This window comes from Amycolatopsis sp. NPDC026612 (assembly GCF_040638285.1).
Lineage (GTDB): Bacteria > Actinomycetota > Actinomycetes > Mycobacteriales > Pseudonocardiaceae > Amycolatopsis.
Genome location: NZ_JBEZYB010000063.1, coordinates 25,012 through 49,005, shown reverse-complemented (window position 1 = coordinate 49,005; position 23,994 = coordinate 25,012). Strand labels below are relative to the sequence as shown.

Sequence of the window (23,994 nt, the reverse complement as noted above, 5' to 3'; positions counted from 1 at the left end):
GCCGCCCCCCGGCCGCCGCCGCGGGGGCCCCACCGGCCACCCCCCCCGGAACAGGTGGGCCGGCCCCCCGCGCCCGCCGGGGGCCCCCGGGGCCCGGGTCACTTCGCGGGAGGCGAAGCCAGTGCGGCCGTCTGGCGGCGTGGGGTGCGGCGCCGCTGCTGGGCCGGGATCTGCACCGTGCCCAGCGCGGAATGGACCGCCGCCTCGGCGAGGACGGCCAGTTCGCGACGGGTTTCCGCGCGGCCCGGGGCGATCTCCGGGCAGACGTGGATCTCGAGCACCAGCCCGCGCAGGGCCGCGACCCGGCGCAGGGACGCGATCAGCGACTCCGGGCCGATGAACGCCGGGCGGCTGGTCTCGCGGCCGTCGGCGAGGCGGTACCTCAACGCGATCGGGCGCACCGGGACACCGCCGTCGATGGCCGCCTGGAACGTCGCCGTCGTGAAGCGTCCCGAGGCCAGGCCGCACCACGTCGTGCCCTCCGGGGTGACACTCACCAGCGACCCCGCCCTGAGCGCGTCGGCCAACGATGTCATCGTCGCGGGCAGCGACTTCAGCCGCTCGCGGTCGAGGAAGATGCTGCCGCCGCGGCGGACCAGTCCACCGAGCACCGGCCAGCCCGCGATCTCCTTCTTGGCCAGCGCGCGCATCGGCCGCAGTGCGTTGATCGCGACGATGTCCAGCCACGAGATGTGGTTGTTGACCACCAGCGCACCACGGCCGGCGGGTGCGGTCAGGAAGTCGGCGCCGCCGTGGATGTCCAGCCGGACACCGAACGCCCGCAGCACGCCGCGGAAGATCAGCCGGAGCAGGCACTCGCGGCCCGGCGCCACCAGCAGCAGGGGCGCGGACAGCAGTGCGGCGAGGACGGCGGAGATCGCCGCCGCGAAGCGCAGGACCCTGCGCGGCAGGCCCACCACCGGGTCGTCGGCGGTGAGGCACCCGCCGCCGCACGGCGAAGACGGCATCCAGGCGTGGCTCATGCCCGGCCCCCGAGGAAGAACTTCAGGTAGCGCGCGTCGACGTTCTGCAGGTCGAGGAGGACGAAGAAGTCCGCGACGCCGAAGTCGACGTCCAGCGCGGGCGGCCCGCAGACCTTCGCCCCGAGCCGGACGTAGCCCTTGATCAGCGGCGGCAACGTGGGCCGCGCCGGGCGCCCGATGCCCGAGACGTCCCAGGGGATCAACGGCGTGACGCGCGTGGCTTCGCCGGAGTAGTGCTTGGTGCGCAGGACGTCCCACACCCCGGCGGCGAAGGAGCCGTCGTCCACCAGCGGGACGGACGCGCAGCCGGCGAGGTAGCGGTGACCGGAAAGCAGCATGTAGCGGGCGATCCCGGCCCAGACCAGGCTGACGACGGCGCCGCTGCGGTGGTCCGGGTGCACGCACGACCGGCCGGTTTCGACCAGCGACGGTCGCAGGCCCTCGATCGCGGTCAGGTCGAACTCGCTGTCGGCGTAGAGCTTCCCGGCCTGGGCGGCGCGCTCCGGCGGCAGCATGCGGTAGCAGCCGACGATCTCGCCGGTGTTGTCGTCGCGGACGACCAGGTGGTCGCAGAACTCGTCGAACTCGTCGACGTCCAGACCGGGCCGCGGGGAGTGGAGGCGCGCACCCATTTCCTCGGCGAAAACCAGGTGGCGCAGTTTCTGCGCCGCGATCACTTCGTCGTTCGCGTGCGCGACGAGAAGCGAGTACCGGGGGGCGTCGGCGGGGAGCTCGGCAGCCGCCTGATCAGTGCTGACGAGGAGCTGTGACGTCGTCATGGTCAAGGTTTACCTGCGCGGAGGCAGCCGCGGAGAGTGCCATCCGATGACCGGTCAATGCACGTTCAGTTAATGGCGGGTTCTCAGGTCCCCGGAATGCGCGAAGGGCCTTCCGGGATGTCCCGGAAGGCCCTTCGACGAGGCCGGAATTCAGCCCTTGCGCTTCTCGACCGCCTCGGTCAGCTGCGGGGCGACGTTGAACAGGTCGCCGACGATGCCGAAGTCGGCGATCTCGAAGATCGGCGCCTCCGCGTCCTTGTTGACGGCGATGATCGTCTTCGACGTCTGCATGCCGGCGCGGTGCTGGATCGCGCCGGAGATGCCGAGCGCGATGTACAGCTGCGGCGAGACCGTCTTGCCGGTCTGGCCCACCTGGAACTGCGCCGGGTAGTAGCCGGAGTCGACAGCGGCACGCGACGCGCCGACGGCGGCGCCGAGTGAGTCGGCCAGCTTCTCGACGACGTCGAACTTTTCCGCGGAGCCGACGCCGCGGCCGCCGGAGACCACGATCGAGGCCTCGGTCAGCTCCGGCCGGTCACCGCCGGTCACCGGCTCCACGCCGGTGATCTTGGTCGCCTTCGCCGCGTCGACGGCGGGGAGCTCGACGGTCTCTTCGGCTGCCGCGCCCTCGGCGGGCTCGGCCTCGACCGCACCCGGGCGGATGGAGACGACCGGCGCGCCCTTCGCGGACTTGGACTTGACCGAAAACGCGCCACCGAAGATCGACTGGTCGATGACACCGTCGCCGTTGACGCCCACGGCGTCGTAGATGAGGCCGGAGCCCAGGCGCACGGCCAGGCGGGCGGCCACCTCCTTGCCCTCACCGCTGGCGGTGACGAGCACGGCAGCCGGGGACGCCTGCTGCGCGAGCGCGGCGAGCACGTCCACCTTCGGCGTGACCAGGTAGTTCGCGGCGTCGTCGCCTTCTGCGACATACACCTTGGCGGCGCCGTGCGAAGCCAGCGCCTGCTTCGCCTTGGCGGCGGTGCCGGTCGGGCCGACGACGACGGCCGACGGCTCACCGAGCGCGCGGGCTGCGGTCAGCAGCTCGAGCGTGACCTTCTTGACCTCACCGTCGACGTGGTCGACGAGGACGAGTACTTCAGCCATGGTTCTAGTTCCTCCTCGAAGAGCCGTTGTCAGATGAGCTTCTGGCCGACCAGGTACTCGGCGACCTTGGTGCCACCGTCGCCCTCGTCTTCGACCTTCTCGCCGGCGGTGCGCGGCGGCTTCGGCGAGGACTCGGTCACCGTGGACCACGCGTTGGCCAGACCGACCTCGCCCGCGTCGACACCCAGGTCGGCGATGGTGAACGTCTCGACCGGCTTCTTCTTCGCGGCCATGATGCCCTTGAACGACGGGTAGCGCGGCTCGTTGATCTTCTCGCCGACGCTCACGATCGCGGGCAGGGTCGCCTCGAGGTGGGTGAGACCGTCCTCGGTCTCGCGGGTGGCCTTGATCGTCGAGCCTTCGACGGTCAGCTCGCGGACGTAGGTGACCTGCGGCAGGCCGAGTAGCTCGGCGAGGATCGCCGGGACGGCGCCACCGCGGCCGTCGGACGACTCGTTGCCCGCGATGACGAGGTCGAAGCCCTCGACCTTGGAGATCGCGGCGGCGATCACCTTCGCGGTGGCGATCGCGTCGGAGCCGTGCAGCGCCTCGTCGGAGACGTGGATCGCCTTGTCGGCGCCCATGGACAGCGCCTTGCGGATGGCGTCGGTCGCGCGGGCCGGGCCCACCGAGACCACGGTGACCTCGCCCTCGCCGGCTTCCTTGATCTTCAGCGCTTCTTCGACAGCCTTCTCGTTGATCTCGTCGAGCACGGCGTCGGCGGATTCGCGGTCAAGGGTGTGGTCGGACCCGTTGAGCTTCCGCTCCGAGTAGGTGTCCGGTACCTGCTTGACCAGGACGACGATGTTGGTCATGGGTCTGCTTCGACCTCCCGGTTCGTGGCCCGCGGAAGACCACGGGACAGTGCTCTACTGGCCGGTAGATTAGGGCCATTCCGCCGCCAGGACCCGTCGAGGTGACGCCATTCACCTGGATGAGCAATCTAGTGGGACCATCGTCCCGATAGTCGACCGGTTACCTCACCCGAACTGCCGTTCGTCCGATTGGACCAACCGCGGCCTACTACCAGTAGGTCGACAACGATTAACCTCCTTCACCATGCCCGCGCGCATCGCCGTCGTCACCGACTCGAGCTCCTGCCTGCCCGACCCCGTCGCCGCCCGCTGGGCCATCGGGGTCGTGCAGATCCAGCTGAGCCTGGGAAGCCACTTCGACGACGAAAACCGCTTCGACCGCGACGAAGTGATCGGCGCCATGAGAGCCGGGCAGGTGATCACCACGGCGCCCCCGGACCCGGGGGCGTTCTTCTGGACCTACCAGGAAGCGGCCGCCGCCGGCGCGACCGCCATCGTCAGCATCCACCTCTCCGGCCGCATGTCCGACACCATCCGCGCGGCCCGGGAAGCCGCCCAGCAGGTGCGCATCCCGGTGCACGTCCTCGACAGCCGGACCACCGGCATGAGCCTCGGCTTCGCCGCCGTGTCCGCCGCCAGGGCGGCCGCGGCCGGCGCGGACGCCGGCCGGGTCATCGAGGCCGCCGAACGCCGGTGCACCACCAGCACCGAGTTCATCTACGTCGACACGCTCGAATACCTCCGCCGCGGTGGCCGGATCGGCACCGCGCAGGCCATGCTCGGCAGCGCCTTCTCGATCAAGCCGCTGCTCACGGTCAAGGACGGCGAGGTCGCGCCGCTGGCCCGCGTCCCCGGCACGCGGCGCGCCCTGGCCAAGATGGTGGACCTCGCGGTGAAGAAGTCCGGCGGTTTCCGCGCCGACATCGCCGTGACCCGGTTCGGGGCCAGCGACCACGAGCTGGAGATCGGACGGCAGATCGAACGCCGGGTGCCGGCGATGGTCGAAAGCATGGTCGTCGAAGCGAGCACGGTCATCGGGGCGCACTTGGGCCCCGGCGCGCTCGGCATCACGGTGTCGCCGGTGGGCTGACCCGGCGCGCCGGGACCAGCAGGAGCGCGAGCGGCAGCAGCACGCCCAGCCCGGTCGTCGCGACGATGAGCACCTGGTCGATCCGCGGGAAGTGCCCGACGTGGCCGAGGTGGTAGACGAAGTGCGGGACGCCGAAGAGCAGCGCCGAGACGGCCGCGAGCCGCGCCACGGTTGTGGTGCCGATCACGGCGGCCCCGATCAGCAGCGCCGCGAGCCCCAGGTTGAGGCCGCCGAAGTCGCGCAGGAGGTGCTCGTTGAACGGTCCGTCCATCGCCACCCAGCCGGCGCGGAAGCCGGGAAACTGCTGGTAGAAGCCGGACGGGGAGATCAGCGGCCAGAGGCCGACGGGCACTTCGGCGAGTCCGAAGACGACGAGCAGTACGCGGGTGATGGTCCGTTGCATGACCACGGAACGAGACGGCAGTGCCCGACGTGACACCCGCTAGGGTCGCGGAGGTGACCACCCCAGCCACCCGGGCCGAGGCGCTGCACCTGACCGGCGAACGGACCGTCCCCGGCATCGCCGAGGAAAATTATTGGTTCCGTCGCCACGAAGCTGCGTACGTCGCCCTGCTCCCCCACTGCGCGGACGCGACGGTGCTCGAAGCCGGCTGCGGCGAGGGCTACGGCGCCGGGCTCGTCGCCACCACGGCTCGCCGGGTGGTCGCGCTGGACTACGACGTCCCGACCACCGAGCACGTCGCTCGCCGCTACCCCGAAGTCGCCGTTGCGCGGGCGAACCTGGCGTATCTGCCGCTACGGGACGGCGCCGTCGACGTCGTGGCCAATTTCCAGGTCATCGAGCACCTGTGGGACCAAGCCGGCTTCCTCGCCGAGTGCCGGCGGGTGTTGTCGCCGAACGGCAAACTGCTGGTCACGACGCCGAACCGGCTGACCTTCACGCCGGACAGCGACACGCCGCTGAACCCGTTCCACACCCGCGAGCTGGCGCCGTCCGAACTGGCCGGGCTGCTCACCGACGCCGGGTTCGAGATCGAATCGCTGCACGGGCTGCACCACGGCGAGGCCGTGCGCGCGCTCGACGAGCGCTACGGCGGTTCGATCATCGACGCCCAGCTCGAGGTGGTCATGGGCAAGCTGCCGGGCCAGGCTGTGTGGCCGGAGGCCCTGCTCGCCGACGTTGCCGCAATCGGCGCAGGCGGGTTCGACATCCACGGCGACGACCTCGACGCAAGCCTCGACCTCATCGCCGTGGCGGTGCGCCGATGAGCGAAGGGACCTTCTGCCTCGTCGTGCACAGCCACCTGCCCTGGCTGCCGCACCACGGGAGCTGGCCGGTCGGCGAGGAATGGCTCTACCAGGCGTGGGCGCACTCCTACCTGCCGATGGTCGAGCTCTTGGAGCGCTTCGCCGACGAGGGCCGCCGCGACGTGCTGACGCTGGGCGTGACGCCGGTGCTCGCCGCCCAGCTCGACGATCCGTACAGCATCCGCGCGTTCCACGACTGGCTCGGCCACTGGCAGCTGCGCGCCCAGCACGCGGCGACGCTGTGGCGCGGCGATCCGCTGTTGCGCGAGCTCGCCGCGGCCGAGTACCGGACCGCCGTCCGCGCGGCCGAAGAACTCGGCACGCGCTGGCGGCACGGGTTCTCCCCGGTCCTGCGGTCCCTGGTCGACAATTCGACCATCGAACTGCTCGGCGGCCCGCTGGCCCACCCATTCCAGCCGTTGCTGGACCCGCGGGTGCGGGAGTTCGCGCTGAACGCCGGGCTCGCCGATACGGCGCTGCGGCTCGGGACGCGGCCCGAGGGGATTTGGGCACCCGAGTGCGGCTACGCGCCTGGTATGGAAAAGGACTACACGGCCGCGGGCGTGCGGCGGTTCATGGTCGACGGCCCGTCGCTGCGGGGCGAGACGTGGGCCGCGCGGCCGGTCGGCGACACCGACGTCCTCGCCTTCGCCCGGGACCTCGAAGTCACCTACCGCGTCTGGTCGCCGAAAGCCGGCTACCCCGGCCACGCCGCTTATCGCGACTTCCACACGTGGCAGCACGAGGTCGGCCTCAAGGCGGCGCGGGTCACCGGCAAGACGGTCGAGCCGCAGGACAAGGCGCCGTACGACCCGGCGCTCGCCGCGGATGTGCTGGGGACGCACGTCAAGGACTTCGTCGAGACCGTCGTGACGCGGCTGCGGTCGCTGAAACGGCAACACGGGCGTGAGGCGCTCGTGGTCGCCGCTTACGACACGGAGCTGTTCGGGCACTGGTGGCACGAAGGACCGGCGTGGCTGGAGGGGGTGCTGCGCGCGCTGCCCGACGCCGGCGTGCGGGTGACGACGCTGAAGGGCGCGATGGACGCCGGGCACGTCGGCGCGCCGATCGACCTGCCTTCGTCGTCGTGGGGCTCGGGCAAGGACTGGCGTGTCTGGGACGGCGAGCAGGTCAAGGACATGGTCGCCGCGAACACGGCGCTGCAGGAGCGACTGCTCGAGCTGGTCCGGGGGCAGGACCGGACGGCGCGGGACACCGTCGCCGATCAGGCCGTGGCCGAGGCGATGCTCGCGCTGGAAAGCGACTGGGCGTTCATGGTCACGAAGGACTCCGCCGCGGACTACGCGCGGCGCCGCGCCCAGGTGCACACCGAGCGCTTCGACGCGCTGACCCGGCTGCTGCGCCGCGGCGATCGCGCCCGTGCCGAGGAGCTCGCCGCCACCTACCGCGCCGACGACGGACCGTTCGGGCACCTCGACGCCCGGGCGCTGAAGCACGACTGAAAGGGACTCACCCGATGGGAATCCACGAAATTCGGCTCAAGACCCTCGATGGGCGGGACAGCTCGCTGGGCGAGTTCGCCGGCAAGGCCCTGCTCGTGGTCAACGTCGCGTCGAAGTGCGGCCTGACCCCGCAGTACTCCGGTCTCGAGCGGCTGCAGGAACGCTTCGGCGGGCAGGGGTTCTCCGTCGTCGGATTCCCGTGCAACCAGTTCGCCGGCCAGGAACCGGGCAGCGCGGACGAGATCCAGACGTTCTGCTCGACGACCTACGGCGTCACGTTCCCGCTCTTCGAGAAGATCGACGTCAACGGCGAGGGGCGGCACCCGCTCTACGCCGAACTGACCGAGACCGCCGACGCCGAGGGCGCGGCAGGCGACGTCCAGTGGAACTTCGAGAAGTTCCTGGTCGGCGCCGACGGCGAGGTCCTTGCGCGGTTCCGGCCGCGCACCGAGCCCGAGGACGAGGCGGTCGTCAAGGCCATCGAGGCAGCGCTTCCGGCTTGATGCCACGGCGGGGGAAGCGACTCCCCCGCCGTCGCCGGGATTCACCGGATCGACTGAAACCGCAGGCGTTCGGGCATCACGCACCGCGGCCGGAATCAGCGCACCGCGGCCGCATTTCCCGGCATCGGCCGTGGTCGTGGTCGTGGTCGAAATCAGGACGAGCCCGCCTCGATCACCGCTCGCACGCACTTCGCGACCACCGCCGGGTCCGCTTTGACCACGCGACGGTCGTAGGTCAGCAGCCCGTTGACCTCATTTTCGACATCGGTCGTCTGGGTGTAGACGGCCGCGGACAAGCCGCGCTCCGCGACCACCCGCTCGAGAGCGACGCTCACCTCGGTGTAGCGCTCGGTGAGCCGCTCGGGCGTCGGCGTCATCTCGTACGCGTTCGGTGGACCGGGCCAGCGGTGGTCGTCCAGAACCAGCCCGAGGCCGCCGTACTCGCCGTCGACGATCGCCCGGCCGTCGCGGACCGACGGTTCCCCGGGGCCCACATAAGTGTGGTCGTCGCAGACGTCGCCCGCGCCGCTGTCCGGCCGCGAAAAACAGCAGTTGACGCCGCTGTTCGCGATCACCAGCCGCGTCGGGTCGAGGGCTTTGACCAATTCCGCGACACGGGCCGTGTCGAACTCGCCCCACCCCTCGTTGAACGGCACCAGCCGACGATCGACGTGACCGCGCTCAGCTGGGTCACCATTTCGGTCAGTTCCGCCTCGAACCGCTCGCGCGCCCGCGGGACCGGGTCCGGTGCGACCCGGGCGGACCGACGAACGAGACGGTCAGCGACGGCATGTCCTGCCAGACGACCAGGCCCAGCGTGTCGGCCCAGAAGTACCAGCGGGCCGGCTCGACCTTGACGTGCTTGCGGACGAAGGTGAAGCCGAGCTCTTTCGTCTTCTCGAGGTCGAACCGCAGGGCGTCGTCGGTGGGCGCGGTCGAGATGCCGTCCGGCCAGTAGCCCTGGTCGAGCGGGCCGTGCAGGAAGGTGATCCGGTCGTTGAGCGCGATCCGCGGACGTCCCTGCCGGTCCGGGAGAAGGCCGATCGTCCGGAGGCCGGTGTAGCTGCCGACCTCGTCCGAAACCGCGCCGTGCCGGTCGAGCAGCCGGACGCGCAGCGAGTAGAGGTGCGGGTCGTCGGGGGTCCAGAGGCGTGGTTCGGGAACGTCCACGCGCACCGGCGTCCCCGCCGCGCCCGACGCCCGCGCCACCTCGCCGTCTTTTGCCGAAACCACGACCACGACCTCGGCACCGCCGGTGACCTGCGGGAACACCGTCACCCCGGTCAAGTCCGGGGTCAGTTCCAGCCGCTCGACGCGGGTCTCGGGGACCGGCTCCAGCCACACCGTTTGCCAGATTCCCGACGACGCCGTGTAGCAGATCCCGCCGGGACTGTTCCGCTGCTTGCCGACCGGGAAGGGCTCGATGTCGGTGCGGTCCTCGGCCCGGACGGTCAGCTCCTGCGGTCCCGAGGCGCGCAACACGTCGGTGATCTCCGCGCTGAACGCCGTGTAGCCGCCTTCGTGCGTGGCGACGAGCTGGTTGTTGACCCAGACCTTCGCCGTCTGGTCGACCGCGCCGAAGTGCAGGAGCACCCGTGAGCCGCGCCAATCGCCGGGGATCCCGAAGAGCCGCCGGTACCAGAGCACCTCGTCCCGTCGTCCGATTCCCGACAACGCCGACTCGGGCGGGAACGGGACCAGGATGCGCTCGGCGTAGCCGGACGGCCGTGGTTCATCCGGCGACGAAGGCCAGCCGGCGTACTCCCAGACGCCGTTGAGGTTGAGCCAGCGGGGCCGGGTCAGCTGGGGTCGCGGGTACTCGGGCAGTGCGTTGCCCGGACCCACCTCGGCGGTCCACGGGGTGGACAGGGGCGGTGCGAGCCGGCGCCAGCCGGTGTCCTCAGGTGCAGTCATCCCGGCCGATGGTGGCAGAGATCGCCGGGTTCACCAGTGAGCCGGCTCACATTCGGCGGCCGCGCCGGCCGGTCGGCCAACCCGGGCGCCGCCGGGCCCTTCCGACTCGCGAGTAACCTCTGCGCATGCGTGTGCTGATGCTGTCCTGGGAGTACCCGCCCGTGGCCATCGGGGGCCTGGCCCGGCACGTCCACGCACTCGCCTGCCACCTCGCCCGCCAAGGTCACGAGGTCGTGGTGCTCTGCCGGCACGCCGCGGGTACCGACGCCGGGACGCACCCGCGCACCGACCGGGTCGTCGAGGGCGTGCGGATCATCCGGGTCGCCGAGGACCCGATGCACGTGACGTTCGAACGCGACCTCGTCGCCTGGACGCTGGCCATGGGGCACGCCATGATCCGCGCCGCGCAGGACCTGCTGCGCACCTGGCAACCCGACGTCGTCCACGCGCACGACTGGCTGGTCGCGCACCCGGCCATCGCGATCGCCGAGGCCGCGCGGGTACCGCTGGTCGGCACGATCCACGCGACCGAGGCGGGGCGGCACTCCGGCTGGCTGTCGCACCCGCTGAACCAGCAGGTTCACTCGGTCGAGTGGTGGCTGGCGAACCGCGCCGACGCGCTGATCACCTGCTCGCAGGCGATGCGCCGCGAGGTCGCGCAGCTCTTCGAGGTCGAGGCGGCCGATGTCACGGTGATCCACAACGGCATCGAGGAACGCGGCTGGCAGGTGCCCGCGGACGAGATCGCGCGCGCCCGCGAGGTCTACAGCCCGGCCGGTGCGCCGCTGTTGCTCTATTTCGGACGACTCGAATGGGAGAAGGGCGTGCAGGATCTGCTGGCTGCCCTTCCCCGCATTCGGCGCCGCCACCCGGGCACGCGCGTGGTCGTTGCCGGAAAAGGACGACACCTCGACGAGCTGGTCGAGCAGTCGCGGAAGCTGCGGGTGCGGCGCGCGGTCGACTTCGTCGGGCACCTGTCCGATCGCGACCTGCGCGCCGCACTGGCCGCGGCCGACGCCGTGGTGCTGCCCAGCCGGTACGAGCCGTTCGGCATCGTCGCGCTGGAGGCGGCGGCGGCCAAGGCGCCGTTGGTCGCGTCGACGGCCGGCGGGCTCGGCGAGGTCGTCGTGCACGGGGAGACGGGCCTGGCGTTCAGCCCCGGGGACGTCCCCGCGCTGGCCGAGGCGGTGACGACGGTCCTCTCGGACGCCGAAGCCGCGGCCGAGCGGGCGCGGGCCGCGCAGTCCCGGCTCGCCGCGGACTTCGACTGGGGCCGCATCGCCGAAGCGACCGCCGAGGTCTACCGGCGGGCGAAACCCGGCGAACCGGTCGAGCTTCCCCGGCCCAAGATCGCCACCGGCAACGCCTTCGAACCGGTGCCGGCCGAGATCCCCGAACTCTAGGCTCAGAAATGGCACGGCCGGATGCAGTCCGGCCGTGGGGCGGCAGGGGTGGTCGTGGTCGCGTCGAAGGCGAAGGCGAAGGCGAAGGCGAAGGCGAGCGAGAACACGACGAACAGGGTCGCGAAGGCGGCTCTCAACCGGCTAATCATGGGGACTCCTCGGGAAACGGCGGCGCGATCGGCGCCTCGCAGCGAGCATCCGCGCCGCTTCCCCGGGAAACAATAAGCGGAACTGCACGGGCCGGTACGTATTCGCCTTCCGTGACGGTTCGTCCGGTTCACCGGGTTCCGGTCAGCACCTGAGCCCGGACGCGTTCCCGCAGCGGGCCGTGCGGGGCGACCGCCGCTCCGGGCTCATCGCCGAAAAAGGCCACCGGCCAATTCCTCGACGCTCAGCGGCGCGGAGTACTCGACGACCGTCGAGCCGACGGCGTATCCGGCGGCCGCGAGCGCCCTCGCGTACCGCTCCTGGCTCGCGTCGTCGGTGCAGCACGCCGATGTCGTCGTGTCCCGAGCACGCCCAACAGCGAGGGCCGGCCGGGAGCCGGCTCAGAAGATCGGCAGCAGGACGCCGTGCTCCGACTGCGGCCGCGGGCCGAAGATGCGGCGGTCGGCTTCGGCGATCGGGACGTCGTTGATGCTGGCTTCGCGCCGGCGCATCAGGCCTTCGTCGCTGAACTCCCAGAGCTCGTTGCCGTAGCTGCGGAACCACTGCCCTTCGGCGGTCCGGGACTCGTACTGGAACCGGACGCCGATGCGGTTGCCGCGGAAGCCCCACAGTTCCTTGCGCAGTGCGTAGTCCAGTTCGCGCGCCCATTTCTCGGTGAGGAACTCGACGATCCGCGCGCGTCCGACGACGTGCCGGTCGCGGTTGCGCCACACCGAATCCTCCGTGTAGGCGAGCGAGACGCGTTCCGGGTCGCGGGTGTTCCACGCGTCTTCGGCGGCCTGGACCTTCTGGCGGGCGGTGTCTTCGTCGAACGGCGGGAACGGTGGGCGCGGGGTCATGACGGCTCCTTCCGAACGTAGAGAACATACGTTCTCCACGGCTTCCGCTAGAGTAGAGAACGATCATTCTCAGCGCCAGGGGCAGGTGTCATGGATTCCACGGAGGCGGCCGTCCGGCTACTGGAGGCCGCCGAAGACCTCTTCTACGCCCATGGCGTGCAAGCCGTCGGAATGGACGCCGTCCGCGACCGCTCCGGTGTCTCGCTCAAGCGGCTCTACCAGTGCTTCCCGGCGAAGAACGACCTGGTCGAGGCGTACCTGCTCCGCCGCGACGAACGTTGGCGAGGATCGTTGCGCGATTTCGTCCACGCCCGCGGCGACGACCCGTTGGCCGTGTTCGCCTGGCTGAAGAACTGGTTCGCCGAGCCGGGCTTCCGCGGTTGCGCGTTCATCAACTCCTTCGGCGAGTTCGGCGAGCCCGCGCCGGGCATCGCCGTCGCGATCCGCCGGCACAAGGACGAGGTCCGCGCCTACCTGCGCGGCCTCGTCCCCGGCCGGGGCCTCGCCGATCAGCTGTTCGCCCTGGTCGAGGGTGCGACCGTGCTGGCCGCGATCACCGGTGATCCGGGCGAGGCGGACACGGCCCGCGAAGCCGCGAAAGTCCTGCTGGCCGCTCAGGGGTAGAGCGTCAGCCCGGGATCGAGCGCGACCTCCCCCAGCTGGGCGAGACCCAGCGGCGGCGACGGCATGTCCGGCTCGCCACCGTGCTTCGCGTCGCCGGCGACGTTCTGGGCCTCGACGATGACGCCCGTGCCGTCGGGCTTGGTCACGTCCACCTGGTTGACCGTCGGGCCGTGCGGGAGGGTGAACGTCAGCTCGACGACCGTCTCGCCGTGTGGTCCGGTGCGGCGGTGGCACGAACCTTCGGTCCGCTCGGGCGGCGGGCCGCACTCGGTCTGCGGGGTGGCGTTGCCGCCCAGCCGGGTGACGATGGCCCAGATGTTGCCCTTGTCCGTCTTTTCCGACGTCGAGGCCGCGGCCATGAAGTAGTCCTCACCGCCGCTGCACGCGCCGTCGTGCGGCACCATGGCGGAAAAGACGTGGTAGAAGCCCAGCGGCCCGTGCTGCGTCCCTTTCGGGTACTCCCCCTCCGGATGCGGGCCCAGCGTCGTACCCGCGGCGACCCGCTGCCGGACCGCGTCGGTGAGCACCGTCGTCAGCCGGGACGCGACAACGGCCGCCTTCTCCCGGAGCGGAGCCCCGGTCGGCTGGGGGCCCGTCCCGCACGTGTCGGCGGACGAGGGCGGCGCCCCGGCCGCTCCCGGCGCCACCACACTCCGCCCGGGGTCGCCCGGGGCGAGGACGAGCACCGCGCCGGTGGCCACCGCCGCCACGCCCGCGCCCGCGGCGGTCCACGGGTTCGCCACGCGGCGTACCCGTGCCCGGCGGCGTTCGCGGTCCAGCACCGCCTCGAAGTCCACAGTGGACGGCGGGACGGGGCCGATCGCCGCGTCGAACTGGTCCCTGCTCATTTTTCCTCCATCAGCTCTGGCTCGCGGCGACGAGCGCACGCAGGGAGTCGAGCCCGCGCGCGGTCTGGCTCTTCACGGTTCCGGGCGAGCACTCGAGGATCCCGGCGGTCTCCTCGATCGAAAGGTCGCAGTAGTAGCGCAGCACCACCGCGGCCCGGCGCCGCGGCGGCAGCGCGTCGAGCAGCTCCAGCAGACCGAGCCGTTCGACGACGTCGTCGGGGGGCAGCACCGCCGGCTCGGGCAGCGTCTCCGCCGGCTCCTCCCGCCGCCACGCCCTGGCCTTCTCGTCCAGCCACGTCCGCACGAGGATCCGGCGGACGTAGGCGTCGAGGTGCTCCATCCGCCGGGCCCGCGGCCAGTGCCGGTACAGCTTGCCGATGGTGATCGACACCAGGTCGTCGGCGAGGTGCCAGTCCCGGCACAGCAGGTACGCCGTGCGGCGCAGGACTTCCATCCGGGTCGTGACGTAGTCGCGGTACCCCGCTTCTTCCGACCGTTTCACCAGTTCCTCCTCGTCGCCCTCACACCCTGTCGAACGGGGGCCGCGGGCGCGGGGGTTGCCCGGAGATCGAAATCCGGGCAACCCGCCGCCGCGCGGAACCCGTTCTACGAACCGGGGGACCCGACAGTGAGGAACCATTCCATGAGAAAACCGATCACCGCGGTCATCGCGGTGACCTTGGCCGCGGGCGTGCTCACCGCACCCGCCGCGACGGCTGCTCCGGCGGACGGACCGGCGGTGACGCCGAGCCGGATCACCCTGATCACCGGCGACCAGGTACTGGTCGGCGGCGCGGACGTGCGGGTGCTGCCCGCCCGCCGGGACCGTCCCGTGCCGTTCCGGCAGTACACCCGGCACGGCGACAGCTACGTCTTGCCCGGCGACGCCGCCGGGCTGGTCCGGGCCGGGCGGCTCGACGAGCAGCTGTTCAACGTCACCGGCCTGCTGCGCCAGGGCTACGACGACGCCCGCACGCCCCACGTGCCGCTGCTGGTCCGGCAGGCGGGCCCGGCGGTCGCCGCGCGGACCGGCGTGGCCGCCCGGCCGTCCGCGCTCGGCTACACGGCACTCGACGAACCCAAGTCCGGCGCCGCGGCGTTCTGGAACCGGCTCGCCACGGAACCGGCCACACTCGCGGCGGGCACCGCGAAGGTGTGGCTGAACGCGAAGGTGCACGCGAGCCTCGACCAGAGCGTGCCGCAGATCGGCGCACCCGCGGCGTGGCAGGCGGGCCTCACCGGCCGCGGCGTGACCGTCGCGGTGCTCGACACCGGCATCGCCGCCGCCCACCCGGACTTCGCCGGCCGCGTGGGCCCCGGCAAGGACTTCACTGGCAAGGGCAGCGTCGAGGACGGCTACGGGCACGGCACGCACGTGGCCTCGACGATCGCCGGCTCCGGCGCGGCGTCGGGCGGGAAGTACCGCGGGGTGGCGCCCGACGCGACCCTGGCCGTCGGCAAGGTCCTCGACGACTCCGGCCACGGCACCTTCGACACCGTCCTGGCCGGCATGCAGTGGGCGGTGACCGAGGCGCACGCCCGGGTGGTGAACATGAGCCTCGGCAGCAGCCCGTCGGACGGGACCGATCCGGTGTCCGAAGCCGTGAACAGCCTGACCCACGACTACGGCGCGCTGTTCGTCGTCGCCGCGGGCAACTCGGGCCAGGATGAGACCGTCGAGAGCCCGGCGGCGGCCGACGCGGCGCTCGCCGTGGCCAGTGTGTCCAAAAAGGACGTCCTGAGCGCGTTCTCCAGCCGCGGCCCCCGGCCCGGCGACGGCGCGGCCAAGCCGGACGTCGCGGCCCCCGGCGAATCGATCACCGCGGCGCGCCCGGCCGGGGTCCCGCCGTTGGGCGACCCCGTCGGCGACGGCTACCAGACGCTGAACGGCACGTCGATGGCGACGCCGCACGTCGCGGGCTCGGCGGCGATCCTGGCCCAGCAGCACGCCGATTGGCCGGCGGAGCGGCTCAAAGCGGCGCTGACCAGCAGCGCCACTCCCATCGACGCCGGACCCGCCGCGGTCGGCACCGGCCGCGTCGACGTCGCCCGCGCGACGACCACGGCGGTCACCGCGACCGGCGCCGCTTCGGCGTACCTCCCCTGGCCCAACCACGGGACGACCAAGAAAGCGACGGTCACCTGGTACAACTCCGGCGCCACGCCGGTGACGCTGACGCTCGCCAGTGACCTCGGGAGCCTGGTCACCTTCCCGGCGGCCGTGACGGTGCCCGCAGGCGGCAGCACCCCGGTGGAACTCACCTTCACCGCCCAGGACGGCGCGCCGGGCACCCACGGCGGCATCCTCACCGCGCGCGGTGACGGCGTCAGCACCCGGACCGCGCTGTCGGTCCGGCAGGAGGGGGAGATGTACGACCTGACCATCGGCCTGGTCGACCGCGACGGCAAGCCGTGGACGCCGACCGGCTACCCGCCGGTGGCGATCATCGATCTCGACACCGGCTCGTTCACCGACGCCGGACCGGGCACCTACCGGCTGCCGCGCGGGCGGTACGCCGTGCACAGCGTCATCGAGACGCCGCGGCCCGGTCAGGAGCCGTCGTTCAGCTTCGTCAGCCTGCCGGAACTGGTGCTCGACCACGACGTCACGCAGAATTTCGACGCGCGCGACGGCAAGCCGATGTCACTGGAGCCGGACAACCCAGCGGCGCGCGGCGGCACTCACCACGTTGAGCTGCTCAGCCGGATCACGGCCTGCACCTGCGTCTTCGCGGACCTCACCGACCTCGACCCCCGCTTCCACGAGGCCTTCGCCGCGACGGTGCCGGGGACCTCGTCAGCCGCCTTCGCCTTCAGCCAGCAGCGCCGGGCCACCGAGCCGGACCTGGAGCTGACCGCGGACGACGGGAAGCCGTTCGCGGTCCGGGGCATGTGGCTGGAGTCCGCCGCGCCGGCCGGCCGCAGCACGCTGCCGATCGTGTCCGGTGGGGCCGGCACCCCGGAGGACCTGGCCGGGATCGACGCCCACGGCAAGCTCGTGGTCATCGAGTTACCCATGGGCACGCAGATCACCGAGGCGTACCAGCGGCTCGCGAACGTCGAGCACGCGGGGGCGAAGCTCGGCCTGGTCTCCATGGCCGGCGACGTGGCCGCGGCCACGGTGTTCGGCGGCAGCATCCCGGCACTGACCATGCCGACGATCTGGAGCGGGAGGGCGGTGACCGGACAGCGTCTGGCGGAACTGGCGAAGAAGGGCGGCGCGTCGGCGACGGTGGTCAGCCGTCCGTCGCCGAATTTCCGCTACGAACTCACCGACGGCGTCGAGCGGGCCGTGACGGCCGCCCGCGTGCAGCGGCCGAAGACGCGTGACCTCGCCGAGGTGCGTACCGCCTACTACGACAACGTCCCCTCGACCATCCGTTACGTCGCCGGGTACGAGTTCTTCGGCCGGATGGCCGGCTACGGCTACACCGAACCCGTGGCCGACCAGCAGGAACGTACCGAGTACTACTCCCCCGGCCGGTGGGAAACGGTGTGGACCGCCAGTTACTTCAGGGAGCTGACGGAAAAGCTCGACCTCGCCGCGGGCAGCAAGCACCAGCTCGCGTGGAACAAGGCCGTGGCCGGCCCGACGTTGCGCGGGCTGACCGTGACCCACTCCGGCGAGCAGCCGCGGCCGTGGGCGTGGCGCAAGGACGGCGTCTTCGACATGCGGCTGCCGCTCTTCGGCGACGCCGCCGGACGGCCGCGCACGCCCGAGCCGGCCGCCGGGGACACCGGTTCGGTGAGCCTCTCGAAGGACGGCGTCGCGATTCCCGTGCCCCCGGAAGGGCCGGGCTGGGCCACGATCCCGGTGCCGGCCGCCGACGGCGCCTACCGGCTCACCGCGGACGTCCACCGGCACACCGACTGGTGGCCACTGTCGACGGACGTGTCGGCGGAGTGGGGCTTCCGCTCGTCGGCCGCCGCGGACGGCCAGGCCCTGCCGCTGCTCACCGTGCGGTTCGACCCGGCGGTCGACCTCCGCAACCGCGCACCGGGCGGCCGGGTCTTCACGTTCCCGGCGTTCGTCGAGCGGCAAGGCGGCGGGGCCGGGACGAAGCCGGCCGTCGAGACGTCCACGGACGACGGACGCACCTGGCAGCCCGCGGTCACCCTGCGGACCGGGGACCACTGGACCGTCGCGGTGCGGAATCCGAAGAGCGGTTTCGTCTCGCTGCGGGCGAGCGCGTCGGACGACAACGGGAACACCGTGCGGCAGACGGTGATCCGGGCGTACGCGATCGGCTGACGCGGAAACGAACCGGTCCGGTGACGGGGAGCCGCCGTCACCGGACCGGTCCGGACCCACACCATCCCAATCAGTGTGGATCCGGCCGCCCCTCGTCAGGTAGGGGCGACCGGGGCCCCTGCTACCGGGCGTCCGTGAGGTACCGCGCGTAGGCACCCGTGGTGAGGAAGCTCGGCAGCTTCTCGCCCAGCGCGGTTTCGGTGAAGATCTCGTACGCGTCGTCGAGGCGGTTTCCGTCGCCGAGGTCCGCCCGCACCGACGCCAGCTCGTCGTCCAGGTACTCGACCGCCAGCTCGCGGGTCAGCGCCGTGCCGTCCTCGAGCTTCGTGCCGTTGCGGATCCACTGCCAGATCTGGCAGCGCGCGATCTCGGCGGTGGCGGCGTCCTCCATCAGGTGGTGGATCGCCGCCGCGCCGGTGCCGCGCAGCCACGCGTCGACGTAGCGCAGCGCGACGTTGATGTTCGCGCGCACCCCCGCCTCGGTGACCTCGCCGCCGGCGCTGGCCACGTCGAGCAGGTCCTCCGCGGTGACGTGGACGTCTTCGCGGAGCTTGCCGAGCTGGTTGGGCCAGCCGCCGAGCACGCCGTCGAAGACTTCGCGGCAGACCGGGACCAGGCCGGGGTGCGCCACCCACGAGCCGTCGAAACCGTCGCCCGCCTCGCGTTCCTTGTCGGCGCGGACCTTTTCGAGCGCCGTCGCGTTGATCTCCGGGTCCTTGCTCGGGATGAACGCGGCCATCCCGCCGATGGCGTGTGCGCGGCGCTTGTGGCAGGTCTGCACGAGCAGCTCGGTGTAGGCCCGCATGAACGGCACGGTCATCGTCACCTGCGCGCGGTCCGGCAGCACGAAGTCGGCGCCGTGCGCGGCGAAGTTCTTGATCATGCTGAAGATGTAGTCCCAGCGCCCGGCGTTGAGGCCGGCGGCGTGCTCGCGCAGTTCGTAAAGGATTTCGTCCATCTCGAACGCGGCGGTGATCGTCTCGATCAGCACGGTCGCGCGGATGGTGCCGCGCGGGATGCCCAGCTCGCGCTGCGCCAGCAGGAAGACGTCGTTCCACAGACGCGCTTCGAGGTGGTTCTCCAGCTTCGGCAGGTAGAAGTACGGGCCGACGCCGCGGGCGACCAGCTGGCGCGCGTTGTGGAAGAAGTACAGGCCGAAGTCGACCAGGCTCGCCGACACCGGGCGGCCGTCGATGCGGATGTGCTTCTCCACCAGGTGCCAGCCACGCGGGCGCGCGACGATCGTCGCCGGGTCGTCGCCGATCGTGTAGTGCTTGCCGGCCTCAGTAGTGAAGTCGATGTTGCGGCGGATGGCGTCGTGGAGGTTGAGCTGGCCGTCGATGACGTTGTGCCACGTCGGCGACGTCGCGTCCTCGAAGTCCGCCAGCCAGACCTTCGCGCCGGAGTTCAGCGCGTTGACCGTCATCTTGCGGTCGGTCGGGCCGGTGATCTCGACGCGGCGGTCCTCGAGGCCCGGCGCGGTCGGGGCGACGTGCCACGACTCGTCGTCGCGGATCGACCGGGTCTCCGGCAGGAAGCCGAGCGGCTTCTCGCCGGACTGCAGTTCCTCGCGCCGCACGCGGCGGGCGTCGAGCAGCTCGCGCCGGCGGCCGGCGAACGTGTTGTCCAGCTTGGCCAGGAAGTCGAGGGCCGCCGGGGTCAGGATCTCCGCGAACCGGCCCTCGACGGGCCCGGTGACCTCGATGCGGTAGTTCAGCCGATCAACCATGGGTGCCTCCGCGAGCTGTGGGCGAGGAAGGAAGAAGGGGGAAGGACGCGGCCTGACGGCGGAGGGGGGTGCGCCGTCAGGCCGCGGCCGGGATCAGTGGAACTGGGCTTCTTCGGTGGAGCCCTTGAGCGCGGTGGTCGAGCTCTCCGGGTTCAGCGCCGTCGCGACGTTGTCGAAGTAGCCGGTGCCGACCTCGCGCTGGTGCTTGGTGGCGGTGTAGCCGCGGCTCTCCGAAGCGAACTCGCGCTCCTGCAGGTCGACGTAGGCGGTCATGCCCTCGCGGGCGTAGCCGTGCGCCAGGTCGAACATCGAGTAGTTCAGCGCGTGGAAGCCGGCCAGCGTGATGAACTGGAACTTGTAGCCCATGTGGCCGAGCTCGCGCTGGAACTTCGCGATCGTCGCGTCGTCCAGGTGCTTCTTCCAGTTGAACGACGGCGAGCAGTTGTAGGCCAGCATCTGGTCCGGGAACTTCGCCTTGATGGCCTCGGCGTACTTGCGCGCCACCTCGAGGTCCGGCTCGGAGGTCTCCATCCAGAGCAGGTCGGCGTACTGGGCGTAGGCCAGGCCGCGCTCGATGCACGGCTGGATGCCGTTGGTGACCTCGTAGAAGCCCTCGGCGGTGCGGCCGCCGGTGAGGAACTGCCGGTCCCGCTCGTCGACGTCGCTGGTCAGCAGCGTCGCGGCCTGGGCGTCGGTGCGGGCGACGACCAGCGTCGGCACGTTCAGCACGTCGGACGCCAGACGGGCGGCGTTCAGGGTGCGCTCGTGCTGCTTGGTCGGGATCAGGACCTTGCCGCCGAGGTGACCACACTTCTTCTCGGACGCGAGCTGGTCCTCCCAGTGCACGCCCGCGGCGCCGGCGGCGATCATGCCCTTCATCAGCTCGAACGCGTTGAGCGGGCCACCGAAGCCGGCCTCGGCGTCGGCCACGATCGGGGCGTACCAGTCGATGTCGGAGTTGCCTTCCGCCCAGCTGATCTGGTCGGCGCGGCCCAGCGCGTTGTTGATGCGGCGGACCACGGCCGGCACCGAGTTGGCCGGGTAGAGGCTCTGGTCCGGGTAGGTCTGGCCGGAGAGGTTGGCGTCGGCCGCGACCTGCCAGCCGGACAGGTAGATCGCCTGCAGGCCCGCCCGGACCTGCTGGACGGCCTGGTTGCCGGTGAGCGCGCCGAGCGCGTGGACGTAGTCCTCGGTGTGCAGCAGGTCCCACAGCTTCTCCGCGCCGCGGCGGGCCAGGGTGTGCTCCTCGACCACGCTGCCGCGCAGCTTGACGACGTCCTCAGCCGAGTAGGAGCGCTGCACGCCCGCCCAGCGGGGGTCGCTCGCCCACTGTGCCGCCAGCTCCGCGGCCGCCTGCTTGGCCTGTTCCGTCATCGGACTCTCCCGGTGTTGCGAAGTTTGCGATTGCTCGCCTTGCTTGGCCTGACCCTGACACGCCAGGCAAAACGAGGTCCAGTTGGCCAATTTGCCAATTTGTGCGAAGGGTCCGTACGCTCTTTGCAAAGGTTGCGAATCGGCCGATTTGCAACAGAACGAAAATCCGCGTTCTTGACCGTTCACGTAACCGTTCAGGACCGGAAACCTTCCGGAAGGAGGGCACGAATGGAGAAGACTTTCGCCGGCGCGCGGCTGCGGCACCTCCGGGAAAGCCGCTCGATGAGCCAGGCCGACCTCGCCCGTGTGCTGGAGATCTCACCCAGCTACCTCAACCAGATCGAGCACAACTCGCGCCCGCTGACCGTGCCGGTGCTGCTGCGGATCACCCAGGCGTTCGGCGTCGACACCGAGTTCTTCGCCAACAACGACACGTCCCGGCTGGTCGCCGACGTCAAGGAAGCGCTGCTCGACGAGGCCCTCGGCATCGACGTCACCACCGGCGAGCTCAACGAGCTGGCCACGAACCTGCCGGCGATCGCCCAGGCGCTGGTCAAGCTGCACCGCAGCTACCGCAACGCCGTCGAGAACACCGCCGCGCTGACCACGGAAAACGGCCTGGGCCTGCACGGCAGCGCCGCCGCGCCGCTGCCGCACGAGGAGGTCCGCGACTTCTTCTACGAGCGCGAGAACTATGTCGCGGAACTGGACGAACGCGCCGAGAAGATGGCCGCGGACATCCCCCTGCAGCGCGGGCAGGTCCTCGGCGCGCTGAAGGAACGCCTTTCCCAGCGCTACGGCGTCGAAGTGACCAGCCAAGGCATCGACGAAGCCGCCGGCCAGCAGCACCGCTACGAGCCGATGACGCGGGTGCTGCGGCTGGCGCCGAGCCTGCGGGTCGGGCAGCAGGCGTTCCGGATGGCTTCGCAGATCGCGCTGCTCGAGTACGACGACCTCATCACCGAACTGGCCGACTCGTGGGCGTTCTCCGGCCCGGCCGCGCGGTCGCTGGCCCGGGTCGGGTTGGCGAACTACTTCGCGGGGGCGCTGATCCTCCCCTACGGACCGTTCCTCGCCTCGGCCGAGCGGTTCCGCTACGACATCGAGCGGCTGTGCGACCACTACGGCGTCGGCTTCGAGACGGCCTGCCACCGGCTGTCCACGCTGCAACGGCCCAAGCAGCGCGGGGTGCCGTTCTCCTTCGTGCGGGTCGACCGGGCCGGGAACATGTCGAAGCGGCAGTCCGCGGCCGGGTTCCACTTCTCCCGCGTCGGCGGGGCCTGTCCCCTGTGGAACATCTACGAGGCGTTCACCCAGCCGGGCAAGATCCTCACCCAGATCGCGACCCTGCCCGACGGCAAGAGCTACTTCTGGGTCGCGCGCACGGTGTCGCGCAACATCGGCGGCTACGGCAGCCCGGGCAAGACCTTCACCGTCGGCCTCGGCTGCGAACTGCGCCACGCCGGCCGGCTCGTCTACTCGACCGGCCTGGACCTGGACGAGCCGGCCGCCGCGACCCCCATCGGCATGGGCTGCAAAGTCTGCGAACGCCCGGCGTGCACGCAGCGCGCGTTCCCGACCATCGGCAAGCAGCTCACCGTGGACGAGAACACCAGCACCTTCGTCCCGTACCCGGCGGTGCCGAAGGGCTGATCACCCGACCACGTGCGTGGTCCACTTCGTCTCGTCCGGGCCGAGCACCGTGATCCTGCTCAGCAGTTCCTTGGCGGTGATGCCCGCGGCCTGGGGCTTGTCGATCGCGACGCACGCCCGCAGCCCGTTCTGCGTCGTGCACACGGGCTTGCCGAGGCCGTCCGCGCGGCCACCCGGCGGAGTGACGGTGATCGTCGCCAGCGCGCCGTTCGACGAGTACTGGAGCACCGCCCGCCACGGGACGCCGTCCTGGTCGGGGCGGCGCCACAGCTCGATGTCGGCGACGCGGAACGCCGCGGGCAAACTCGAGATGTGCAGCGGCAAGGGCACCGCGCGGTTCGCGAACGTCACCTCCCCGGCCACGCGCAGCAAGACCTGCTGCAAGTCGGGAAGGGCGAGGTAGTACGCGTTCAGCTCGGCCCAGCGGCCGTCCGCGGTCGGCCAGCGCAGGTAGCTGTTGCCGTGGTTCAGCGGGTCCCGGGCATCGGCCGTGACCCAGTAGCCGTCGCGGTCGCCGACCCGGACCGGGACGCGCACCGCCCGCCCGCCCATGTCGTGCCTGCGGTCCAAACGGCGGTTCCTGGTCGTACACGGCGAGCCAGATCATCGGCGCCCGGTCGCCGCGGCCGATGGCCAGCGCGTAGCCGCCGTGGCCGCCGGCGCCGTACTCGACGCCCTGGACGGGCTCCGGCAGCCAGCCGAAGCTCGCCTTCGCCACCAGCGGGTTGCCGGTGGGCGCCGGTGCGACGGGCGGCGGCTTGGGCAGGACGACCGCCGGCGCGATCGGAGGCGTGGGCCGCATCGCCGACACCGCCGTCAGCCCCCCGGCCGTCACCACCGCGGCACAGCCGACGAACAGCGCCGTGGTCCGCGCGCGACGACGGCGTCCCCCGAGCCGGCGCGCGCCGTCGAGGTCGATCCGGGGCGGCGGGGCGGGTGTGTCGGCCAGTTCCTTCAGCTTGGTGGCCAGCTCGTGGTCGGTCATGGTCGTCCCTCCCGGATCGGTTCGCGCAGCAGCTCGCGGAGGGCGTCCACGGCCTTCGCGGTCTGGCTCTTGACGGTGCCTTCGGAACAGCCCAGCGCCCGCGCCGTCTCCGCGACCGGCAAGTCGCAGAAGTAGCGCAGGACGACGGTCGCGCGCTGCCGGGGAGGCAGCCGTTCCAGCGGCCCGCAGGTCC

The 23,994-nt window shown here is 71.4% G+C and carries 21 protein-coding genes and 1 pseudogene; 8 read left to right on the top strand and 14 right to left on the bottom strand.

Going from position 1 to position 23,994, the window contains the following annotated elements; genetic code table 11:
• Positions 1-98: 98 nt before the first annotated feature.
• From AB0F15_RS35260 to AB0F15_RS35245, 4 genes are all read right to left on the bottom strand, one after another.
• Positions 99-983: a lysophospholipid acyltransferase family protein gene (locus tag AB0F15_RS35260; RefSeq protein WP_360280158.1), complete on the bottom strand. Its 885-nt coding sequence runs from the start codon at positions 981-983 to the stop codon at positions 99-101.
• Complete coding sequence (locus AB0F15_RS35255) at positions 980-1,762, bottom strand: GNAT family N-acyltransferase (protein ID WP_360280155.1); 783 nt, start codon at positions 1,760-1,762, stop codon at positions 980-982. Before AB0F15_RS35255 ends, AB0F15_RS35260 begins: the two co-directional genes overlap by 4 nt.
• Positions 1,763-1,912: 150 nt before the next feature.
• Positions 1,913-2,872 (bottom strand): electron transfer flavoprotein subunit alpha/FixB family protein, encoded by a 960-nt coding sequence (locus tag AB0F15_RS35250; RefSeq protein WP_013223551.1) that lies wholly within the window; start codon positions 2,870-2,872, stop codon positions 1,913-1,915.
• Positions 2,873-2,901: 29 nt separating this feature from the next.
• Positions 2,902-3,687: an electron transfer flavoprotein subunit beta/FixA family protein gene (locus AB0F15_RS35245; RefSeq protein ID WP_360280152.1), complete on the bottom strand. Its 786-nt coding sequence runs from the start codon at positions 3,685-3,687 to the stop codon at positions 2,902-2,904.
• A gap of 244 nt (positions 3,688-3,931) precedes the next feature.
• Here AB0F15_RS35245 and AB0F15_RS35240 point away from each other — a divergent pair, with 244 nt between their 5' ends.
• Positions 3,932-4,777 (top strand): DegV family protein, encoded by an 846-nt coding sequence (locus AB0F15_RS35240; RefSeq protein ID WP_360280149.1) that lies wholly within the window; start codon positions 3,932-3,934, stop codon positions 4,775-4,777.
• Here the strand turns inward: AB0F15_RS35240 and AB0F15_RS35235 are convergent.
• Positions 4,755-5,180 carry a hypothetical protein gene (locus AB0F15_RS35235; protein WP_360280146.1) on the bottom strand — a complete coding sequence of 142 codons (426 nt, stop codon included), beginning with the start codon at positions 5,178-5,180 and terminating at the stop codon, positions 4,755-4,757. The genes AB0F15_RS35240 and AB0F15_RS35235 overlap by 23 nt on opposite strands.
• 53 nt (positions 5,181-5,233) lie before the next feature.
• Here AB0F15_RS35235 and AB0F15_RS35230 point away from each other — a divergent pair, with 53 nt between their 5' ends.
• Genes AB0F15_RS35230 through AB0F15_RS35220 form a run of 3 tightly spaced genes read left to right on the top strand, consistent with a single transcriptional unit; the run spans position 5,234 to position 8,012 of the window.
• Positions 5,234-6,007, top strand: a complete 774-nt coding sequence (locus tag AB0F15_RS35230) for a methyltransferase domain-containing protein (RefSeq protein WP_360280143.1) — start codon at positions 5,234-5,236, stop codon at positions 6,005-6,007.
• A complete protein-coding gene (locus AB0F15_RS35225; protein ID WP_360280140.1) occupies positions 6,004-7,509 on the top strand; it encodes a glycoside hydrolase family 57 protein in 1,506 nt (501 codons plus the stop codon). The genes AB0F15_RS35230 and AB0F15_RS35225 overlap by 4 nt, the downstream gene beginning before the upstream one ends.
• Before the next feature lie 14 nt (positions 7,510-7,523).
• Entirely contained in the window at positions 7,524-8,012 is a 489-nt protein-coding gene (locus tag AB0F15_RS35220) for a glutathione peroxidase (RefSeq protein ID WP_360280137.1), read from the top strand.
• Between the two features lie 152 nt (positions 8,013-8,164).
• Here the strand turns inward: AB0F15_RS35220 and AB0F15_RS35215 are convergent.
• Positions 8,165-9,926: pseudogene (locus AB0F15_RS35215) on the bottom strand (sugar-binding domain-containing protein).
• Positions 9,927-10,051: 125 nt separating this feature from the next.
• On the opposite strand from AB0F15_RS35215, the gene AB0F15_RS35210 reads away from it, so the two are divergent.
• Positions 10,052-11,329, top strand: coding sequence for a glycosyltransferase family 4 protein (locus AB0F15_RS35210; protein WP_360280134.1), 1,278 nt, complete (start codon positions 10,052-10,054; stop codon positions 11,327-11,329).
• Between the two features lie 2 nt (positions 11,330-11,331).
• Here AB0F15_RS35210 and AB0F15_RS35205 read toward each other — a convergent pair whose 3' ends face one another.
• Complete coding sequence (locus tag AB0F15_RS35205) at positions 11,332-11,478, bottom strand: hypothetical protein (protein ID WP_360280131.1); 147 nt, start codon at positions 11,476-11,478, stop codon at positions 11,332-11,334.
• A gap of 399 nt (positions 11,479-11,877) precedes the next feature.
• Entirely contained in the window at positions 11,878-12,336 is a 459-nt protein-coding gene (locus AB0F15_RS35200; RefSeq protein ID WP_360280128.1) for a nuclear transport factor 2 family protein, read from the bottom strand.
• 90 nt (positions 12,337-12,426) lie between these two features.
• Between AB0F15_RS35200 and AB0F15_RS35195 the strand changes: the two genes are divergently transcribed.
• Positions 12,427-12,960, top strand: a complete 534-nt coding sequence (locus AB0F15_RS35195; protein WP_360280125.1) for a helix-turn-helix domain-containing protein — start codon at positions 12,427-12,429, stop codon at positions 12,958-12,960.
• On the opposite strand, the gene AB0F15_RS35190 is transcribed toward AB0F15_RS35195, so the two are convergent.
• Together AB0F15_RS35190 and AB0F15_RS35185 are read right to left on the bottom strand one after the other, a co-directional pair.
• Entirely contained in the window at positions 12,951-13,808 is an 858-nt protein-coding gene (locus AB0F15_RS35190) for a hypothetical protein (protein ID WP_360280123.1), read from the bottom strand. The genes AB0F15_RS35195 and AB0F15_RS35190 overlap by 10 nt on opposite strands.
• Before the next feature lie 10 nt (positions 13,809-13,818).
• Entirely contained in the window at positions 13,819-14,310 is a 492-nt protein-coding gene (locus AB0F15_RS35185) for a SigE family RNA polymerase sigma factor (protein WP_360280120.1), read from the bottom strand.
• 141 nt (positions 14,311-14,451) lie between these two features.
• Here AB0F15_RS35185 and AB0F15_RS35180 point away from each other — a divergent pair, with 141 nt between their 5' ends.
• Positions 14,452-18,060 carry a S8 family serine peptidase gene (locus tag AB0F15_RS35180; protein ID WP_360280117.1) on the top strand — a complete coding sequence of 1,203 codons (3,609 nt, stop codon included), beginning with the start codon at positions 14,452-14,454 and terminating at the stop codon, positions 18,058-18,060.
• A gap of 121 nt (positions 18,061-18,181) precedes the next feature.
• Here the strand turns inward: AB0F15_RS35180 and aceB are convergent, their stop codons facing one another.
• Both aceB and aceA read right to left on the bottom strand, forming a co-directional pair.
• Entirely contained in the window at positions 18,182-19,789 is a 1,608-nt protein-coding gene (gene aceB, locus AB0F15_RS35175) for a malate synthase A (RefSeq protein WP_360280114.1), read from the bottom strand.
• Positions 19,790-19,882: 93 nt separating this feature from the next.
• Positions 19,883-21,163, bottom strand: coding sequence for an isocitrate lyase (gene aceA / locus AB0F15_RS35170; RefSeq protein WP_360280112.1), 1,281 nt, complete (start codon positions 21,161-21,163; stop codon positions 19,883-19,885).
• A gap of 228 nt (positions 21,164-21,391) precedes the next feature.
• On the opposite strand from aceA, the gene AB0F15_RS35165 reads away from it, so the two are divergent.
• Positions 21,392-22,816, top strand: a complete 1,425-nt coding sequence (locus tag AB0F15_RS35165) for a short-chain fatty acyl-CoA regulator family protein (protein ID WP_360280109.1) — start codon at positions 21,392-21,394, stop codon at positions 22,814-22,816.
• On the opposite strand, the gene AB0F15_RS35160 is transcribed toward AB0F15_RS35165, so the two are convergent.
• Positions 22,817-23,386: a hypothetical protein gene (locus AB0F15_RS35160; protein WP_360280107.1), complete on the bottom strand. Its 570-nt coding sequence runs from the start codon at positions 23,384-23,386 to the stop codon at positions 22,817-22,819.
• A gap of 411 nt (positions 23,387-23,797) precedes the next feature.
• Positions 23,798-23,923 (bottom strand): sigma factor-like helix-turn-helix DNA-binding protein, encoded by a 126-nt coding sequence (locus AB0F15_RS35155; protein ID WP_360280104.1) that lies wholly within the window; start codon positions 23,921-23,923, stop codon positions 23,798-23,800.
• Between the last annotated feature and the right edge of the window lie 71 nt (positions 23,924-23,994).

Bases quoted from the DNA above. Each gene is read 5' to 3' on its own strand.
- AB0F15_RS35250 (WP_013223551.1), bottom strand. From the start codon at position 2,872: ATGGCTGAAGTACTCGTCCTCGTCGACCACGTCGACGGTGAGGTCAAG.
- AB0F15_RS35195 (WP_360280125.1), top strand. From the start codon at position 12,427: ATGGATTCCACGGAGGCGGCCGTCCGGCTACTGGAGGCCGCCGAAGAC.
- AB0F15_RS35235 (WP_360280146.1), bottom strand. From the start codon at position 5,180: ATGCAACGGACCATCACCCGCGTACTGCTCGTCGTCTTCGGACTCGCC.
- AB0F15_RS35190 (WP_360280123.1), bottom strand. From the start codon at position 13,808: ATGAGCAGGGACCAGTTCGACGCGGCGATCGGCCCCGTCCCGCCGTCC.
- AB0F15_RS35220 (WP_360280137.1), top strand. From the start codon at position 7,524: ATGGGAATCCACGAAATTCGGCTCAAGACCCTCGATGGGCGGGACAGC.
- AB0F15_RS35180 (WP_360280117.1), top strand. From the start codon at position 14,452: ATGAGAAAACCGATCACCGCGGTCATCGCGGTGACCTTGGCCGCGGGC.
- AB0F15_RS35205 (WP_360280131.1), bottom strand. From the start codon at position 11,478: ATGATTAGCCGGTTGAGAGCCGCCTTCGCGACCCTGTTCGTCGTGTTC.
- aceB (WP_360280114.1), bottom strand. From the start codon at position 19,789: ATGGTTGATCGGCTGAACTACCGCATCGAGGTCACCGGGCCCGTCGAG.
- AB0F15_RS35200 (WP_360280128.1), bottom strand. From the start codon at position 12,336: ATGACCCCGCGCCCACCGTTCCCGCCGTTCGACGAAGACACCGCCCGC.
- aceA (WP_360280112.1), bottom strand. From the start codon at position 21,163: ATGACGGAACAGGCCAAGCAGGCGGCCGCGGAGCTGGCGGCACAGTGG.
- AB0F15_RS35255 (WP_360280155.1), bottom strand. From the start codon at position 1,762: ATGACGACGTCACAGCTCCTCGTCAGCACTGATCAGGCGGCTGCCGAG.
- AB0F15_RS35240 (WP_360280149.1), top strand. From the start codon at position 3,932: ATGCCCGCGCGCATCGCCGTCGTCACCGACTCGAGCTCCTGCCTGCCC.
- AB0F15_RS35210 (WP_360280134.1), top strand. From the start codon at position 10,052: ATGCGTGTGCTGATGCTGTCCTGGGAGTACCCGCCCGTGGCCATCGGG.
- AB0F15_RS35260 (WP_360280158.1), bottom strand. From the start codon at position 983: ATGAGCCACGCCTGGATGCCGTCTTCGCCGTGCGGCGGCGGGTGCCTC.
- AB0F15_RS35165 (WP_360280109.1), top strand. From the start codon at position 21,392: ATGGAGAAGACTTTCGCCGGCGCGCGGCTGCGGCACCTCCGGGAAAGC.
- AB0F15_RS35245 (WP_360280152.1), bottom strand. From the start codon at position 3,687: ATGACCAACATCGTCGTCCTGGTCAAGCAGGTACCGGACACCTACTCG.
- AB0F15_RS35225 (WP_360280140.1), top strand. From the start codon at position 6,004: ATGAGCGAAGGGACCTTCTGCCTCGTCGTGCACAGCCACCTGCCCTGG.